A 17086-nucleotide genomic window follows, 5' to 3' on the forward strand; every position below is an offset into this window, starting at 1 on the left:
TCGCCATGCCCCTTTTCGACCCATTCTCATCGGCGGCGGCATCGCTGTTCGGCTTCCTGGCGCTCGGCGGACCGGTCGTCGCGCTGCTGCTGTGCCTGTCCGTGGTGGCGCTGGCCGTCGTCATCTTCAAGGCCGTGCAGTTCGCCAGCATCCGGATCGGCCGCCCCGAGCGTGCGCGCAAGGCGATAGGCTTGTGGGATGCCGGTCGCAGGGCCGAGGCCGTGGACCATGCCGCCGAAGGCAGAAGCGCCTCCGCCCAGGCGGTGGCCCGGGCCATGTTCCTGATCCGCGCCAGTGCATCCGCCATGGCAGGCAACGCAACGCATCCGCGCCTGTCCATCGCGGAAATCGAAGAAGCGGTCGCGCAGCAGGCCAATCAGAGACTGCACGAGCTGAAGAGCGGGTTCCGTGTTCTGGAATCGGTCGCCCAGATCGCACCGCTCCTCGGCCTGTTCGGCACGGTTCTCGGCATGATCGATGCCTTCCGGAAACTGCAGGAGGCCGGCAACGCGGTCGACCCGTCCATTCTGGCCGGCGGTATCTGGGTCGCCCTTCTGACGACGGCGGTGGGTCTGGCGGTCGCCATGCCGACATCGCTGGCGCTCACCTGGCTGGAATCCCGCCTGGATGACGAGCGCGCGGCAATCGAAGGGCTTGTGTCGCAGGTCGTCATCGGCCGCCGCCCGGCGCCGATGACGCCATCCGGGCAGCAGGCGCCGGACATGCCGAACGAGGAGGGACGGTTTGCGACTTGATCTGCCACCGCCATCCAGACGCACGCTGTCGATGACGTCGCTGATCGACGTCATCTTTCTGCTGCTGCTGTTCTTCATGCTGTCCTCGACCTTCACGCGCTATGCGAGCGTCGATCTCGGTGGCGGCGCCAACGCACAGGCGGGAAATGACGGCGCGCCGCAATTGCTGATCTCGCTTCGTGGCGATGGCATCCTCGTCAACGGGATCGAAGCCGGCGAGGATCTGCGGTCCGTCCTGCAACGCCATCGGAATGATGCGGTGGAACGCGCCACCGTCCTCGTGGGCGTCGACGCGACCTCACAGCAGCTCGTGACCGCACTGGACGTCGCCCGCTCGGTGGGGCTGAACGTTATGGTGGCGCGATGAGAGCTGTCGCAAAGCGCCGCTTCGCCCTCGCCGCGCCCGCACCGCGACGGCAGGTCGAGCCGACCATCGCGCTGATCAACATCGTCTTTCTGATGCTGATCTTCTTTCTGATCGCCGGGACGCTTGCCACTCCGCTGCCGAGCGAGATGAAGACGGCGCAGACGGAGTTCGCGCCACCCGCCGCCCCGCCCGACGCGCTGGCCATCGCCGCTGACGGAACGCTCTATAGGAGCGGCGCCGTGACGACCGTCGGCAGCTTCGTTGCCCTGACCGATCTTTCCAAACCCGTTCGCATCGCGGTAAACCGGGACCTTCCGGCACGCGATCTGATCGATGTGGTCGCGGCCTTGCGCGCGGCCGGAGCGGGCCATGTCGTCATGGTGACGGAGCGCACTGCCGGCTCCCGATCCGGCCTGTCCGAGTAGCGTGCCGCCATGGTGACTGTCTCTCTCGGTCGGCTTGGTCTGGGCGGCGCCCTCGCTGCCTCCGTCCTCCTTCATCTGGCGCTGTTTTTCGCCGCACCGGCCTCGTCCCCTCCCGAAAGCGAACCCTCGGTCGCGACGATCCAGACGGCCGAAGCGCTGTTCGCCCCTGCCCCGTCCGGCGAAGCTCTCGATCCTGACGGCAACGAGGCGGCGGCAGACGACAGCGCTGAAGCGCCCGTGGAAGAGGTCGAAGACACCGCACCGCCGGATGAGACGGTCGATGCCGTCCCCGCCGAAACCGATTCCGCCCAGGCGGTGGAAACGGAGCCCGCCGAACCCGTCATGGCCGAGGCCGACACCCTTCTTCCGCAATCGGACGACGCACCGGATGCCGGTCCTGTCGAGACTCTGGCGGCGATGGAGCCGGCAGACGTCCAACCCGCGATCGCGTCGGAGGCAGTCAGCCAAACCGTTGTTGCGGAGGATCTCGGCGAACTGGTGGAAATGCCGTTGCCGATCACCCGCCCAAACGACGCCGCAGCACAGGAGGCCGCGCGCCAGGCAATCGCCCGAGCGGACCAGCAGCGCTCCGCCGAGCGCCGGACGGCGGAGCGGGCGCGACAGCGCGCCGCAGAAAGCCGACAGGCGAAGACGACCCGCAGGACGGACGCCCGAAAGGCGAGCACCGCAAAGGCGGAGCCGCGCCAGACCAGACGCGCGGCGAGCCAGCGGACGACCGAACGGAGAGGTCAGGGCAACCGAAGCCAGCAAGCCTCCACCCAGAGAGCTTCACGCAATTCGTCGGCCGTTCGCCGCTATCCGGGCCGCGTCCGCTCACGCATCGCCAGCCGGGTGACCGGGGGAGCGCGCGGAACCGTTCACGTCACCTTCACGGTCGGCCGCGGCGGCGGTCTGAACGGCGCGCGTATATCGAGAAGTTCCGGCTCGTCCGCCGCCGACCGCGCCGCGCTGAATGCGGTGCGCCGCGCCGCGCCCTTCCCGCCGATCCCGTCCGAAGCGGGACGATCCTCCTGGTCCTTCACGGTCCCGATCAAGGTCCGCTGAGACTTCCCGCGCTTGTCGGCCGCAAAGCGACGCGCCGTCCTCCGGTGGAGCAACGAGCCAATGAGAAATGTCAGGAAGGGGACACCGTTTCCGGCGTCTGCCGGCCCGCCAGGAAGCGCGCGACGATGAAGACGGCCAGAGCGGACAGCGCGGTCGCCAGGGTAAAGAGGACCCCGTAGCCGGCATGATCGGCGATCAGCCCCGACAGGCTCGATCCGAGGAGATAGATGAGAATCTGCGCGCAGGCGAGAATGGTGAAATCCGTACCCGGCTGGTCGGTCGAGGCCACGCTCATATAGATCGAATAGAGCACGACGATCTCCATGTAGCGAATGAAGGTCTGGAACGCCGCCGCGCCGATCACCAGGCTGTTCTGCTCCACCAGGCCGGTGGCGTGAAACGCAAAAAGCGCAAAGCAGATTGTCCGCAGCGCGCCGAGAGAAATCAGCGCTCTGGTGTTGCCGTGGGTCTTGATCAGACCGATGGCGACGATGGACCCGATCAGGCCGGCGGTCGCGGCCGAAAAGCCGGACAGATAGCCGATCCAGGAGAGCGGCAGGCCGATATCGACGAGATATGGGCCTTCCATCGCCTTCACCAGGCCTTCGCTGGCGCGGAACACGAGGGCGACGATCAGGATCATGCGCGCTTCGGGGCGGCGGAAGAAGGCGCGTAGCGACGGACGCGCGCGCTGCGCCCGCTCGCGATCTGCTTCCTCGCGCATGAAGGGCAGCACCAGAAGCGGCATGAGGCAGAGCGCCGCGACGGTCAGCAGCGTTGCCCGCCAGCCGAAATATTCGAACAGGATCAGCGACAGCGTGCCGCCGATGACGACGCCGAACGCCACGGAGCCGCCCTGGATCGCATTGCCGACGGCCCGGTTGGCCGGTGACAATTGCCGCGTCGCATATCCGTCGGTCGCGATGTCCTGCGTCGACATCGCCAGCGCGATGAGCATGCACATGACGAAGAGGGCCATGATGTCGGTCGGCTCGATGAAGGCCATGGCCGCGATCCCGCCCACCGTTAGCAACTGGGTCGGCACGATCCATCCGCGGCGATGGCCGAGGCGCGGCAGCGGGCTCAGCCGGTCGACCAGTGGCGCCCAGGCGAATTTCAGCACCAGCGGCAGCATCAGCAGCGAGAACAGGCCGATGGTGCTGCGCGAGACCCCCGCCGCCCGCAATGTCGGCGGAAGCGCAGCGGCGATCAAATAAGTGGGAATGCCCTGCGCGATGTAGAGGCCGGCAAGCGTGGCGAAGAGCGGCCCTCGCCGCGTCTTCGCCGGTTTGTCGGCCTCAACCGTCACCGCCATGCCGCTCCCCTTTCTCCCGGTCTCTCATCTTGCGACGGCGGCAGAGCCGGGCAAGCCTTTCGCATCATCCTTTAGAAGACCGCCTTGTAGGAAAAGGCGATGGTCCGCCCGAGGCCGGGTACCTCCGCGCCCCGCGTGGCGGTGGCCGTCGGATTGGCGTAATCGGTATCGAGGACATTGAAGACGCCAAGGCTGAGCTTGTGGCCGTTGTTGAACGTCTTTTGCGCCGACAGGTGCAGCAGGGCAGCGCCGTCGATCTCGTCGTTGCTCAGCCGGTCGCGACCGGAAAAGAGTTCCACATCGGCCCGCGTGTCGATGCCGTTGGCGAAGGCATAGCTGGCGAAGAGATTGCTCTTCCAGGTGCTCGCGATGCGATTGTTCGGCAGGTCTTCGTCGATCCTGCCATCGCCGTCGGAATCGTATTCCCCTTCGACATAGCCGACCGTGCCGCCGACCGTGAAAGCGCTCGTCACATCGAAGGCGGCGGTCAGTTCGCCGCCCCAGATGCGTTCCTTCTGCTGGGTGACGGTGTTGGTGCCGGCATCGTAGGTCAGGCCGTTCTCCGACAGGGACAGGAAGGCCGATGCGGAAGCGCGGAAGCGCCCCCAATCGCCGCGCACGCCGCCTTCAAACGTGTTCACGAGCTGCGGTTCGGGCGCGATGTCGGCATAGCTGATGAAGAAGTCGGACGGCCCCAGACGGCAGAAGGCCGCGTAGGCGTCGCAGAATTCGGCGCCGAAGAAGCCGCCATTGACGCCGGCCCGCCGCGTGAAGGCGCCGATATCGGCCAGCGCATAGCCCTGCGAGAAATTGCCGTAGAGCTGGGCGTCCTCGGTGACGTCGAAGACCGCGCCGGCATTGAAGGTGAATTGCTGGTAGTCGAAATTGCCGCCACCGACATCGATGGCCGGCAGGGGAATCGCGAAGCCGGAGACCGTGTAGGCCGGACGTGTGAAGTCCTCGACCTCCAGCCAGAATGCATCGAAGCGGACGCCGCCGGACAGGCGGAGCCGGTCATGCACGGGCACCGCCACCTGACTGAACAGGCCGAGCTGGTGCTGGTTGAGCGGCGCGGCCACATCGTCGCCGGAGCCGACCTGGCTCTGCGTGATGTGATCGAAAGTGTAGTCGGCGCCCCAGATCAGCTGCGAGCCCTCGACGATGCGATCCGTCGGCGTCCGCACCGTGGCGCCGAGACCGAAGCGCTGTCCTTCCAGGACCGTCTGGTTCAGTCCCGTCAGAAGGACGGACGGATTGACCGCGCTCAGGCGGGTTTCGGGCGACTGCTTCTCGATGTCGTTGTAGAACGCCGTCAGTTCCAGCCCGCCCAGCACGAAGGCGTCATCGGTATAGCGGGCGGTGACATATTTGCTGTCCTCGACCAGCGGCTCGCCGGTGTAGGGGTCGGAATAGTCGGGCCGCACGCGCGTACCGGAATAATCGGTGTAGAAGCCGGGTCGCTGTTCGGCGTAGGTCCAGTCGAAGGACAGGTCGAAGCGGCGCGCATCCACCTCATAGCCGAAACGGCCGAACAGATTGCCCTTGCCGGTGCGGTCGCCGCCGCCCTGACCGAGCAGACCGTCAGACGCCAACTCATCGCCTTTGCCGTCATAGAGCCGGCGCGACCAGTCGCCGGAAGCGGAGAGGAAGTAGTCGAAGGCATCGCGCCGGCCCTCGACGGAGACGGTGGTGGACGGCGATGCGGAATCGGCCAGATCCGCCGTCTGCGCTTCAACGCGCGTTTCGACGGTCCAGCGGGGCGTCTCGTCCTCGCCGCGTTTGGTGATGAAGTTGATGACGCCGCCCGTCGCGCCCGCCCCGTAGAGGCTCGATGCTCCGCTGACGATCTCGACCCGCTCGACCGTATCCAGATCGATCAGGGAGAGAATGCGTGTGTTGTTGCGCAACGGCGTGGTGCGCGGCACCCCGTCGACAAGGATCAGGATCGAGCGACCCCGATAGCTTTCGGACGCGCCGCTGATCGTCTGGTTGTCCGGCTGATAGCCCGGCACCAGCCTGGAAACGAGGTGCGCCGCATCGTTGGAGCCGACCGTCAGCCGCTCGATCTCCTCGCGCTGGATGACACTGACATTCTGCGCCACATTGGCGATCTCGCTGTGGCGCCGTCCCGCCGTGGCGACGATCGTCTCGAGCAGGGTCGTATCGCCCGAGGACGCGATGGCGGCATCGTCGCCCGCCGCTTCATCCTCCAGCGCCTGCGCCGATACGGCGGTGCCGTTCAGGCTCAGGCAGATCGCGATAACACTGACTTGAAAACGCATGATTCCCCTCAACCGGCAGACCCAACAGCTTGCCGTATTAACATGATTGCTGTAGTCAGCTTTGACTAATTATGACTTACAGAGTCAAGAATAATCAATCGAGGGAGCGCGCTGGCATCGGCGCTGTTGCATCGGCGCAACAGGGACGCCGCCGGAACCTCTCGGGCGGCAACGAAGATGGAGCAGAAGCGGTGACTACGGATACGGCAGTGAGCGGAGCGGCAGCCCAACTATTCGAGACGGCAACGCTCATCGAGCGGCATCAAGGCAGTCTCTTCGAACTGTTTCGGTCAAAGGGTCACCAGCTCGGACTGCCGATGATCGATGGCGAGGGGCGACTGACGCTGACGACGCCAAGCGGTCGAATTGTCCTATCCAGCGAACGGGATGGGGTTCGGCTGACACTCAGCGCCCCGGATCGTGCGACGCTTCATACGCTGCAGGAAACGGTCGAGCGCAATATTGATGGTCGCTTTGGCGAAGCGGTCGAACGGGTCTGGTCCCTGGCCGAGCCGGGCGCCCTTCCCGCCAATATAACCTTTGCGACCGTCCTGGCGGTATCGCGTATCTCTCCCTCCTATTTTCGCGTTCGGATCGCCGATCCATCTCTGGGGCGATTTTCTCGAGGCGGTCTTCATTTCCGGCTTCTCTTCGCGCCATCCGACCATATCGGAGAATGGCCGGCCATTGGCGAAGACGGACGAACGCAATGGCCGGGAGGCAGAAGCGCCTGGCATCGGCCTGTCTATACAGTCCGCCAGATCGACCCGGACCGTGGCGAAATGGAATTCGATGTTGTGGTCCATGACAATGGACGGGTCAGCGCATGGTGCGAAACGGCGCATCCGGGCGAGCACCTCGCACTGATGGGGCCCGGCGGCGGCTGGTATCCCGAAGCGCGATGGCTCGGCCTTTTCGGCGATGAAACCGCTCTGCCAGCCATCGCCCGCATCCTGGCCTCCGCTCCCGATGACACGCGCGGCGCCGCCACGATCATGATCGGTCACGAGGACGACATCCAGAGGCTTGCCGCGCCGTCGGGCATGACGATCCGCTGGCTGGTGCGCGGTAACGGCCAGACCTTGCCCGATGCCGTCGAGGCGATGGATATTCCGTCCTCCGATCGCTTTGTCTGGTTTGCCGGCGAACGGTCCGATGTCGAACTCGTTCGCCGAGCCTTGCCCGCACGCGGTCTGAACAGGTCGGAATTTCGCGCCGCGTCCTATTGGGCCGCCGATGACACCGCGTCGTAGTCCGCAGCGGGCTCCAACGGTGCGGCGAGCGGATTGTCCAGATCGGTGCCGCGCGCCGGCAGCGGCCGGGCGGCCGAATCCTCATAGCCGATCTGGAAGCGCACGCGGTTGATCGCAACGCGCGGCATCTTCGCCTGAAAGAGATCGAAAAGCGCGAACCGATCTGAAAGTTCGGGATGGGCGGCGATATAGGCGTGGAGCACCTGCCGCAAAAGCGCGTAGAACCGATCTTCGGGCAGAAGCCCACGCCGCGCCAGACCGGCCGACAGGAAGCGCAGCACGGTTACGAAGTGCGCCGTCTGGATGTTGTGCACGATGTAGGCCGGCGGCTTGCGGGGCAGCACGGCGCGCGCCGCGGGCGGCAGGCTTTCCGCTTCGGGAAAGTCCCGATCGACCAGATCGAGGTCGCCCTGAAAGTCCTTCACCGTGATGCCGACCGGCACATTGGCGTGCAGCACGACATTGATGTTCTGGCCATGCGCGATGAAGGCAAGGCCGTAACGGCAGAGAATATGCCAGAGCGGCACGACGCTGACTTCGAACAGACGGCGCAGCCACTCTTCCAGCGGCAGGCCGGCCTTGCGGGCGAAGGCGGCAGCCAGAGGTTCGTTGTCGGCACCCTCGTGGAAGAGCGCCGCCATCATCAGCACGCGCCGGCCCGGCAGAAGAAATTCGCCGTTCTGCCGCCATATCGCGCCGAGCGTCTCATGCCAGCGATAGGGCGCGTCGGGCGCCTGCGCCATCAGCGGGTCGTCCCACCACAGGCCCAGCACTTCCTTTTGCACGGTCACGAACGGCGCCGTGACCGGATCGGCGGCGACAATGTCGGCGACCCAGTCGGAGATCGCCGCACCCTGCTCGATATATTTGCCCGGCATGCCGCGCCAGGCCGAAGTGTTCAGAATGCCGAGCGCCAGCTTGATTTCATATGGCCCGCCATCTTTCGGGACCAGCGTTCGGAGACTGGGAGAGGCGACGAATGGCGGACCGAAGGGTCCGAGCCGCTCGACGCGGTTTTCCGCAATATCGGCGACAAGGCTCTGCGCAAGGCAATGGTCCCATTGCCAGGGGTGAACAGGCATGAATACGCGCTCCGTTCCGCCCGCTTCAGCCAGCAGACGCCTCGTCTGGTCATCGCCGAGCGCGGAGCGCAGAAGGCACTCACTTTCGATGCCGGCACCCCGGCCCTGCCGAACCCGACCCGGATCGAGCGCCAGCCATTCCAAGCGGATCGGCGCTCCGTTTTCCGGCCCGTACCGCGCCAGATCGTCCACACCCCATCCGAGCCGGCCTTTATTCGCCACCGCTTTCGGATGGCCCTCGAGTGCCGCGTGAAGGCTGTCCGTCGGCAGATCGGTCAGTTCGTCGGCGGTCCGTTTTCCCCAGCGTACATCGATGGCGCAATCCTGGCGCAGCGTGTTCTTCAACTCCTGCAGAAACATCGCTTCGGTCGCCGGGTTCATGCCCAGTTCGTCGCGCGCATCGATGACGAATTGCAGCGGGTCCGGCTCGTCTCCATCGCGGCGAATGGTCGTCGCGTCGATGTCCAGATTGCCCCAGATGCGGCGGACCGCGCGATAGGTGTAGACAACGCCCGACGTCAGCTCCAGCCGGCTTTCGCTGCAGCCGAAAACCTCTTCCCAGGCCAGTTCGCTGACCGCCTTGGCGAGCCAGCGCCGCCCCACCCTTTGGAAGCGTTCGAAGGTGACGATATGGTCCACGCTCAGAACCTCACCTTGGCGAAGAACTCGTCGCGATAGCAATGCATCAGAGCGGCCCGCTTATGCGGGAAGTCGAACTCGCGGATCTTTCGGTAGGCCAGCGGATCGGTGTAGCGCAGAAGTTTGACATTGTCGGCGCGCGGCTCGCCGACAATCTTCTCGGTGAGCGGGCAGTCCACAAAGAGATAGTGGGTCAGCGAGCGCAGCCAGGCGGCCGTCTTCATGCGGCCCAGATGCCGCCGCTCCCCGATCAGCCCGTGCCAGCCGCGATCCCAGGGGTGGGAGTCGTAATAGGCGCCCAGACGATCCTCCCGGGCCCAGTAGAACTCCAGATAGCCGGCAGGGTCGCCGTCGAAACTGGCAATGGCCGGCAATACGCCCGGATTGGCGATGCGTTCGGCCAGATAGGCGGCAAGGTCCTCTTTCGATTTGTCCTCTTCCCAGAAATGGGCGACGCGCGGATCGTTCTGCCAACGATGGAATAGCGAAAGATGACTACCGATCGTCAGCACATCGAAACTGACGACGCAGCGGGCCTCCCGGTCGTATCGTTCGTAGAATTGTCCGACGGGCTTGGCCGGTCGCCGGGGATGATCGCGCCCGTCAGGTCCCGGCACAAGACCGCTGGCGGGCGGAACGGCCGGCGGACGGTTCGTCCAGAGGCCCGCCGATTGATAGAAGTCGATCCGGTCCACGATGATCGTGCAGTCGTTCGAAATGCCGCAACGCAGATCGTGCAGGGCGATGTCGCCGCGCATTAGCCACTCCAACGACAGTTCGATGCGGTCCTCTCCGGTTTCGGCAAAGAGAGCGTCGATCTGCAGCCACAAATCGAAGATCGGCGGCGTAGCGATGGCGGAAGGCAGGTCAATGGCGGTCATGCGGCCTCACTTCGGGCGATGGGGTTTTGCAGTTCGATGAATTGGGCAAGTTGGCCGTCGGCTCCCCCGTCGGCTTCGTTGATGCCGGACAGCGAGGTGGCGAAATTGGCCTTTGCCGTCAGGCCCGGCCGCTGGATCAGCCGCCGATAAAGCGTCGGATCGCCGGGCGTCTTTCTGGCGGCGCGTTCCAGGAAACGCTGCCAGACAGCGTAGAGCGCCTCTTCGTCCGCCAGACCGTCGAGAGTGAGGGTCGCCAGCATGTTCATCACGGAATTCACGACCACGTAATAGGTGAGAAGGCCGTCGCCCTCCTCCTCATGAACGATGTTTTCCGCGCCTTCCCCGATGCCGGGGCAGACCGCAGCGAGCCGATCGTGAAAGGCTGCGAGGTGGCCGGTGCCCTGACAGTCGCGAATGACGACACCGCACGGCCAGCCATCGCGCAGTTTCAGCATCATGTTCTGCTGGTGCGATCCGAAAAGAAGGCCCCACCGCGCGCGCATTTCGAGGACAGGCAGGATCGCTTGGTCCAGAAACTTGTCGAACCAGCGAAGTGCGATACCGGCTGTATCGTTGCCCCTTGCCAGCCGCCGGACGATACGCCCGGCCGGCGACAGCCCACGGCGCGGCGTCTCGCAGAGTGCGGCAAGAACAATCGGCCCGGCCAGTGCGCTGTCCTGGTAGGGATTGTCGCGCAGCACCGCGATGCTCTCGGTAAGGACCCTTCCTTTCGGGCTCCTCAACGCCGCATAGGCCGGCTCGGTGAGGATCGTCAGATCGGGGAAGGCATCGGCGATCTGCGCGCCGATCTCGCTCTTTAGAAGATCGGTGACGTGTAGGCCGCGTAGAACCTCGCGCTGCGATAGCAGACGCAGCGAGTTGGTCAGCCGAACACTCAGCGAGAACTTCGCCATATAAGGTGCATGAAACGCGTGAACCGCCCGCATCGAGGCAGTGGCGCTCCATTCCGCACGCCCCGGCCCGAGCGGAGCGATCACACCGGTCTCCGCCAGTTCTCCGAAGGCCGTCGTTCCGATCAGCCGAGAAAGCTGCAAGGGATGAAACGGAAAGGCGAACCGGCCGGGCGGAACGTCGATCCGGTCGGCTTTCGCAAGCGCGCCGAAACCTTCATGGGCGATCCCGCCGGAATACACCGAAGCCGGATCGACGGCGAACCAGCAGAGCGCGAACGATGCCTCCGCTTCCGGCGCGTAGATCGCGGATTCCTTGCGGCTCAAACCGTCGCGGCTGCGCGGGTTCGGGTGCAGCACATGGCCGAACCGCAGAGCCGTTTCGCAGTCCTGGAAATTCCACCCCTCCGGATCGCCGATAGCGTCCGCCGTGTCGCGGACCGTCTTCAGACTATCCATCACCCGGCCCTGGAAGGCGGGATCGACCTGCTGGGTGAGGTGACGCAGCAGATCCTCGATCGTTGCGGAGGAGGCGTCGATGGTGACGGGCCCGGAGAACCGGCAGCGGAATCGGCTGCGCCGTTCCACGCAGACCGTGCATGGTAGGCCGCCAGGTGCGTCAAAGCGCATTTGCCCGCCGGCAAAGCACACGCGAGCAAGGGCGCCTTCCCGAAGCGCGGCGTTCAGAAACCCGTTCAAAGACGGAATATCGGCGATTTCCTGCATCGCAAAACAGCCCTCTCTCGGCAGCGGATGATCGGCAAAATATAAATATGATAGTTAGAGTCAAGATTTTTCTTGACGGCAGGTGGTGGGTGTGAATTTTTCCGTCGCATGAACAATCCACTCGCCCCGGCGCTCATTGGACACGGCTTTCAGCAGACGGCGCTCATAGCCATGCTGCCGCTGATCGCCGCGCATCTGGACCTGTCGCATTCGACCGTCGGGATGGCGGTGGCGTTCGGCATGGTGGCTGCGACGCTCGCTATTCCACTGGTGGGACTGATAGGCAGTGCGAGCCTGATCCGGCCTGCCCTTTTCGCAACGATTCTCTGCTCGTTCGGGCTGGCCGCTCTTTTCGTTCAGCCGGTCGCGCCGCTCGTTGCACTCGCCGCCCTGCTCGCCTTACGGTTCTGCCAGGGTGTAGCGGCCGCGACATTGCTGATCCATGCACAGGTTGCCAGCCTCTCGGACCAGAACCGGTCACGCGACCGCCTCGCACGAACCCAATCCTTCGGCGGCATCGGCCGGGCGGCAAGCGCCGCATGTGTCGGCCCGCTGGCGGCTGTGAGTATCGTCCTGCCGGTCATACCGGCCATTGCCGGCGCGATCTGGAGTTTTACCAGGATCGCCCCGCAGACAAAGGCTACAAGGACAGAGCGGCAAATGCCTGCTCTCCTGCCGCCCGATGGGCAGGCCTTGATACTGCCCTTCATCGTTCAGACCAGCCTTGGCATTGCGCATGTGTCGCTTGCCCCGCTCCTGGTGTCTCAGCCGGGATATGACGATCTTTCGGCAGCCACGATTGCCGGCCTGGCATTGGCAGCGGCCAATATCGGCCTGCTTCTGGCCCATCGTTTTCTGACGGCCAGACTGGACCGCATCGGACTGCGCATCGCGGCGATCGGCGGCGGCGCGGCGCTTCTCACGATCGCATTGGTGCCGACGCCGACGGTTGTCATCGGTCTGTCCACCTGTGTCGGTGCAGCCGGCGCGATGCTCCTGACCTGCAATCTGCATTGCGCCGTCACTCGCGTGGGCGAACGCGGGATCGGCCAAGCGGCCTGGAATGCGACCGTTTCGACCGCCGGGCTGGCTGCCGGCGCGTTCGCCGGGTCGGCGGCTTTGATGGCCGGCCCCGGCATCGCAATCGTTCTGGCAGCCATGACGATGATCGTCGCACTACCCTTTTTATCACTCACGAGGACAAGCGCACCATGAACGAACGAACCATTATGGTTGATCTGGCGGGGATCGGGCTCGGCCCTTTCAATCTGAGCCTTGCTGCCCTGGCCGATGGCGTTAAGGGCCTGTCCTCCGCCTTCTTCGAACGGCGCGCGAGCGTGGCCTGGCATGCCGGACTGACCTTTTCGGATGCGGTCCTGCAGACCTCGCCGCTAAAAGACCTCGTTACACCGGTCTGCCCGACCAGCCCGTGGAGTTTTCTGAACTATCTCGTCGAGAACGGTCGCTTCTTCGATTTCATGGCGGCGCGGTTCGATACGGTGTCGCGTCAGGAATTCAGCGATTACCTGGCATGGGCCGCCGACGGCCTCGGCTCCACCCATCTCGATGCCGGTGTCGAGGAGGCCGACTTCGTCGACGGGCAATTCCGACTACGATTCGCAAACCGGCCCGACTGCTTCTGCCGCGCACTGGCGGTCGGCACCGGCCACGAGCCGATGGTTCCGCCGAGTGTGACGACCGGGCCGGACTGTTTTCACGCCAGCCAATATCTTGTCATAAAGCCAAATATCGCTGGACGGCGCATCGCGGTGATCGGCGGCGGCCAGTCTGGCGCGGAGATCGTTCTGCACCTGCTTCAGCAGGACTATGACCGGTCGCCGGCGTCGCTATCCTGGTTCAGCCGCCGCGACGGCTTCTGGACCTTGCAGGAAGGCGGTCTCGTCGATCAGTTCTTCACGCCGGATTATCTGGCGGCTTACAGGACCATGGCGCCGGACCTGCAGGCGCGCGCCCTCGCCTCGCAGAAATTCGCCAGCGACGGGCTGACCCCTTCCACTGCCGATGGGATCTACCGCCTGCTTTACCAGCGACGCCACCTGCATGGGCGTCACGATGTTTCTCTCTTTCCGGGGCGCGAGGTCGTTCGCGTCCAGTCGTCGGGCCATGGCCGGACCGTCGTCTCGGAAACCGCCAATGGCGAGCGCGAAACCTCACAGGCCGATCTGGTGATTCTCGCGACAGGCTATCGTCCGGCTATCCCTTCCTGCCTCGATCCTCTGGCAGAACGGCTTGCTCTGGAACCGGATGGAGCGCTGGCGCTTGGCGATCGTTACCGGGCGCTCTGGGATGGACCCGATGCAAACCCCATCTACGGCCTTAATCAAGGCCGACGCTCCTATGGCGTGATCGACCCGCAGCTTTCGATGGCGGCCTGGCGTAGCGCCGTCATCTTGAACGATTTTGCGGGCCGCCGGGTCTACGACCTCGGCGAAACCGAAGAAAGGCCCATGGTCGCATGGCAGAGACAGGCTGGCGATACCGGCTGGCAGCCGCGAATGAACGGTTCGGTCACTTCGACCGACAGCCAGTTGACGGCATGGCCGACGCGTGGACCGTCCCGCCGGCGACCGCAATCAGCCGCCCTGTCGTAATCGCATCCCAGGAATTGGAAGGCTTCTCATCGCCCCGTGAACTGCGCCGGAAACGGAGTCGATCCCGTAATGGTCCTTATTCCCATTCTCCCCATTCCGCTCTCAAACGAAGCGGTTGACGATGCTCTCCAGAATCTCCTGACGGCCCGAGCGCGGCTGCGGATCGATCCCGTCCGCCTCGACCGAAGCCGCGATGCTCTCCAGATCGCTCTCTAAAAGGGCCTTGCCTTCCGGCGCATCCCACCCGGCGTACCGTTCGGCGCGCATCGTCTCGAGGGTGCCGTCCTCCAGCATGGCAGCTGCCGCCTTCAACCCGCGCGCGCAGACATCCATAGCGCCGGCGTGGGCCGCGACGAGATCGACCGGATCCAGCGATTGCCGGCGAAGCCTGGCGTCGAAATTGGTGCCGCCCGTCGTGAAACCACCGGCCTTAAGGACCTCGTAATAGGCCAATGCGACTTCCGGCACGTTGTTCGGAAACTGATCGGTATCCCAGCCCGACTGGTAGTCGTTCCGGTTCATGTCGATCGAGCCGAAAATATCGAGAGCCGCGGCCAGCGCCAACTCGTGTTCGAAGGAGTGGCCCGCAAGGATCGCATGGCCTTGCTCGACGTTCACTTTCACCTCGTTCTCTAGCCCGAAATCCTTGAGGAAGCCGTAGACGGTCGCGACGTCGTAATCATATTGATGCTTGGTGGGTTCCTGCGGTTTCGGCTCGATCAGAATCGCGCCTTCAAAACCGATCTTGTGCTTGTACTCCACGGCCATCTGGAGGAAGCGCCCGGCCTGCGTGCGTTCTCGCTTGAGGTCGGTGTTGAGAAGCGTCTCGTAGCCCTCGCGTCCGCCCCAGAGCACGTAGTTCTGCCCCCCCATCTTTCGGGTTGCATCCATGCACAGCTTCACTGTGGCGGCAGACCAGGCGAAGATCTCGGGGTCGGGATTTGTGGCCGCGCCGGCCATGAAACGGCGGTGCGAGAACAGATTGGCCGTGCCCCAGAGAAGCTTCGTCTTCCGCCCTTCCATCTTATCCATGAGATAGTCGGTCATCTCCTCCAGATTGCGGCGGCTCTCTGCGAAACTGTCGCCTTCCGGGCGGATATCGGCGTCGTGCCAACAGAAGAACGGAACGCCGAGCAGATCGAACATCTCGAAAGCGACGTCGGCCTTGAGGCGGGCCAGTTCCATCGTGTCGCCGAACCAGGGCCGTTGAAATGTCTGCCCGCCGAACGGGTCGCCACCGGGCCAGGCGAAGGAGTGCCAGTAGGCGACAGCAAAGCGCAAATGGTCTTCCATCCGCTTACCCATTAGCGTTTCGTCCGGATCGTAGTGCCGGAACGCAAGATCGGCCCCGTCGGGGTCGAAGCGCAATGGTTTCAGGTCCTGAAAGAAGTCGGTCATCGATGCGCCTTTCCTAAAGAAGAGAATCGTCGGGAAGATTGTCACGGACATAGATCGCGGGGATCAGTTCCGGCGCGGGCGGTGGAGGAAGATCGTCGACGACGGCGCGGAGCCATGCGATGGCGCGACTCGTCTCGATTTCGGGACGCTGGTCGATGGCGACATCGACCGTGCCTTCCTCCAGCGCCTCGCGGCACGGAGCCGAAAGTTCGTGGACGACAGTGAAGGGGCGGCGTCCTTCGGCCGTCCGCGCCACTTCGATCAGCCCTTCATTGCCGGCCCCGACATTGTAGATCGCCGTGGCGTCGACTTCGGTCAGGGCTTCGCGTAGCCGCGTGTGCATCAGATCGGAGCGGTCGCGCGTCTCGATGACGTCCGATATGGCGATCGAGGGGAAGTCGCGCGCCATGACGTCCCGAAATCCCGCGATGCGGTCGGCATGGTCGCTCGCGCCCATCGATCCGGCAGCCAGCACGACGCGCCCCGTCTGCCCCGCATGGGCCATCCCGACAAGGCGCGCGACCGTTCGCCCTGCTTTCACATTGTCGATCCCGATGTAATGGTCGCGGCTCTCTTCGGGCCTGTCTGAAACGAGCGAGACGATCCGGGTTCCGGCTTCGCGCATGGCCTTCAGCATCTGCGTCGCCGCCCGCCCGTGACCTGCAACGGCAATGCCGTGATAGCCCCGGTCGGCGAGACCCGATATTGCTGCTTCTAGGGAGGCGGCATCGAACGCTTCGAAGTCGACGATGTCGATCTCGACCCGGGCCGTGCGCAAATGCGGGAGCGCTCTGGTCAATTGCTCGTGCATGCGTCCGAAAAAGGGATGGCTCCGGCGCGGCAGGACGAAAGCGAGCCGCTGGCGCCGCTTCCGGGAAAGATTGGCGGCTGCGATGTCGCGCACATAGCCGAGCTGATGGACAGCATCCTCGACCTTGCGGACGGATTTCTCGGCGACATTGCCGCGCCGGTTCAGCACCCGATCGGCAGTGGCATAGCTGACGCCGGCCAGATGCGCGACGTCATGAAGCGTCGGCGTTCTCATCCATCCTCCTGGGACACGGTTCTCCGAGCGACTGCGAAATGAGGCTAGAGAGCAAAATGATAGACGTCAATCATTTGTTCGTAGGCGTATGCGGAAGGCAGTTGCGATATCACCCGTTGATGATCGTCGGTTTGCTTGTCTTGTGAAGGCGATGGCCACTCGCATGAGCGACCGCCACGCGCATGGACCGCGGTGTCCAACATGGCGCGGCGCGAGTATCACTCACGCTATTGCTTCACCGATCCCCTGCATGGCGCATGCTCGATCGTTTACCGTCGACCGACGCGAATGACACGTGACACGAGGCAAGCGGAAAAGGAGCGCGGACAT

General features: G+C 64.4%; 14 protein-coding genes. 7 read left to right on the top strand and 7 right to left on the bottom strand.

Annotated features, from left to right (window positions below):
* The first annotated feature begins 5 nt into the window (after window positions 1–5).
* From B7H23_RS11090 to tolA, 4 genes are read left to right on the top strand one after another with little or no spacing between them, the layout of a single operon-like run.
* Window positions 6–755 carry a MotA/TolQ/ExbB proton channel family protein gene (locus B7H23_RS11090; RefSeq protein ID WP_094077460.1) on the top strand — a complete coding sequence of 250 codons (750 nt, stop codon included), beginning with the start codon at window positions 6–8 and terminating at the stop codon, window positions 753–755.
* Window positions 745–1122 carry a biopolymer transporter ExbD gene (locus tag B7H23_RS11095; RefSeq protein ID WP_240535072.1) on the top strand — a complete coding sequence of 126 codons (378 nt, stop codon included), beginning with the start codon at window positions 745–747 and terminating at the stop codon, window positions 1120–1122. The genes B7H23_RS11090 and B7H23_RS11095 overlap by 11 nt, the downstream gene beginning before the upstream one ends.
* Entirely contained in the window at window positions 1119–1547 is a 429-nt protein-coding gene (locus B7H23_RS11100; RefSeq protein WP_094077461.1) for an ExbD/TolR family protein, read from the top strand. Before B7H23_RS11095 ends, B7H23_RS11100 begins: the two co-directional genes overlap by 4 nt.
* Window positions 1548–1556: 9 nt before the next feature.
* The gene (tolA, locus tag B7H23_RS11105) at window positions 1557–2612 is read left to right on the top strand and encodes a TonB family protein (protein ID WP_094077462.1); all 1056 of its coding nucleotides are present in this window, start codon (window positions 1557–1559) and stop codon (window positions 2610–2612) included.
* Window positions 2613–2682: 70 nt separating this feature from the next.
* Here the strand turns inward: tolA and B7H23_RS11110 are convergent, their stop codons facing one another.
* Both B7H23_RS11110 and B7H23_RS11115 read right to left on the bottom strand, forming a co-directional pair.
* A complete protein-coding gene (locus tag B7H23_RS11110; protein ID WP_094077463.1) occupies window positions 2683–3927 on the bottom strand; it encodes an MFS transporter in 1245 nt (414 codons plus the stop codon).
* Window positions 3928–3998: 71 nt separating this feature from the next.
* Window positions 3999–6209 carry a TonB-dependent receptor gene (locus tag B7H23_RS11115; RefSeq protein ID WP_094077464.1) on the bottom strand — a complete coding sequence of 737 codons (2211 nt, stop codon included), beginning with the start codon at window positions 6207–6209 and terminating at the stop codon, window positions 3999–4001.
* Window positions 6210–6400: 191 nt separating this feature from the next.
* On the opposite strand from B7H23_RS11115, the gene B7H23_RS11120 reads away from it, so the two are divergent.
* Window positions 6401–7462, top strand: a complete 1062-nt coding sequence (locus B7H23_RS11120; RefSeq protein ID WP_158215821.1) for a siderophore-interacting protein — start codon at window positions 6401–6403, stop codon at window positions 7460–7462.
* Here the strand turns inward: B7H23_RS11120 and B7H23_RS11125 are convergent.
* Genes B7H23_RS11125 through B7H23_RS11135 form a run of 3 tightly spaced genes read right to left on the bottom strand, consistent with a single transcriptional unit; the run spans window position 7432 to window position 11701 of the window.
* Window positions 7432–9183, bottom strand: coding sequence for an IucA/IucC family protein (locus tag B7H23_RS11125; protein ID WP_094077466.1), 1752 nt, complete (start codon window positions 9181–9183; stop codon window positions 7432–7434). The two genes, B7H23_RS11120 and B7H23_RS11125, sit on opposite strands and share 31 nt — an antisense overlap.
* A gap of 2 nt (window positions 9184–9185) precedes the next feature.
* Window positions 9186–10064, bottom strand: coding sequence for a GNAT family N-acetyltransferase (locus B7H23_RS11130; protein WP_094077467.1), 879 nt, complete (start codon window positions 10062–10064; stop codon window positions 9186–9188).
* The gene (locus B7H23_RS11135) at window positions 10061–11701 is read right to left on the bottom strand and encodes an IucA/IucC family protein (protein ID WP_094077468.1); all 1641 of its coding nucleotides are present in this window, start codon (window positions 11699–11701) and stop codon (window positions 10061–10063) included. Before B7H23_RS11135 ends, B7H23_RS11130 begins: the two co-directional genes overlap by 4 nt.
* Window positions 11702–11809: 108 nt before the next feature.
* Here B7H23_RS11135 and B7H23_RS11140 point away from each other — a divergent pair, with 108 nt between their 5' ends.
* Together B7H23_RS11140 and B7H23_RS11145 are read left to right on the top strand one after the other, a co-directional pair.
* Window positions 11810–12916 (top strand): MFS transporter, encoded by a 1107-nt coding sequence (locus B7H23_RS11140; RefSeq protein ID WP_094077469.1) that lies wholly within the window; start codon window positions 11810–11812, stop codon window positions 12914–12916.
* On the top strand, window positions 12913–14313 hold the full coding sequence (locus tag B7H23_RS11145) for a lysine N(6)-hydroxylase/L-ornithine N(5)-oxygenase family protein (protein WP_094077470.1): 1401 nt from the start codon (window positions 12913–12915) through the stop codon (window positions 14311–14313). The genes B7H23_RS11140 and B7H23_RS11145 overlap by 4 nt, the downstream gene beginning before the upstream one ends.
* Before the next feature lie 102 nt (window positions 14314–14415).
* Here B7H23_RS11145 and xylA read toward each other — a convergent pair whose 3' ends face one another.
* Together xylA and B7H23_RS11155 are read right to left on the bottom strand one after the other, a co-directional pair.
* Window positions 14416–15711 carry a xylose isomerase gene (gene xylA / locus B7H23_RS11150; RefSeq protein ID WP_094077471.1) on the bottom strand — a complete coding sequence of 432 codons (1296 nt, stop codon included), beginning with the start codon at window positions 15709–15711 and terminating at the stop codon, window positions 14416–14418.
* 13 nt (window positions 15712–15724) lie between these two features.
* Window positions 15725–16756, bottom strand: a complete 1032-nt coding sequence (locus B7H23_RS11155) for a LacI family DNA-binding transcriptional regulator (RefSeq protein ID WP_094077472.1) — start codon at window positions 16754–16756, stop codon at window positions 15725–15727.
* Window positions 16757–17086: the final 330 nt, after the last annotated feature.

This window comes from Notoacmeibacter marinus (assembly GCF_002238045.1).
GTDB lineage: Bacteria > Pseudomonadota > Alphaproteobacteria > Rhizobiales > Rhizobiaceae > Notoacmeibacter > Notoacmeibacter marinus.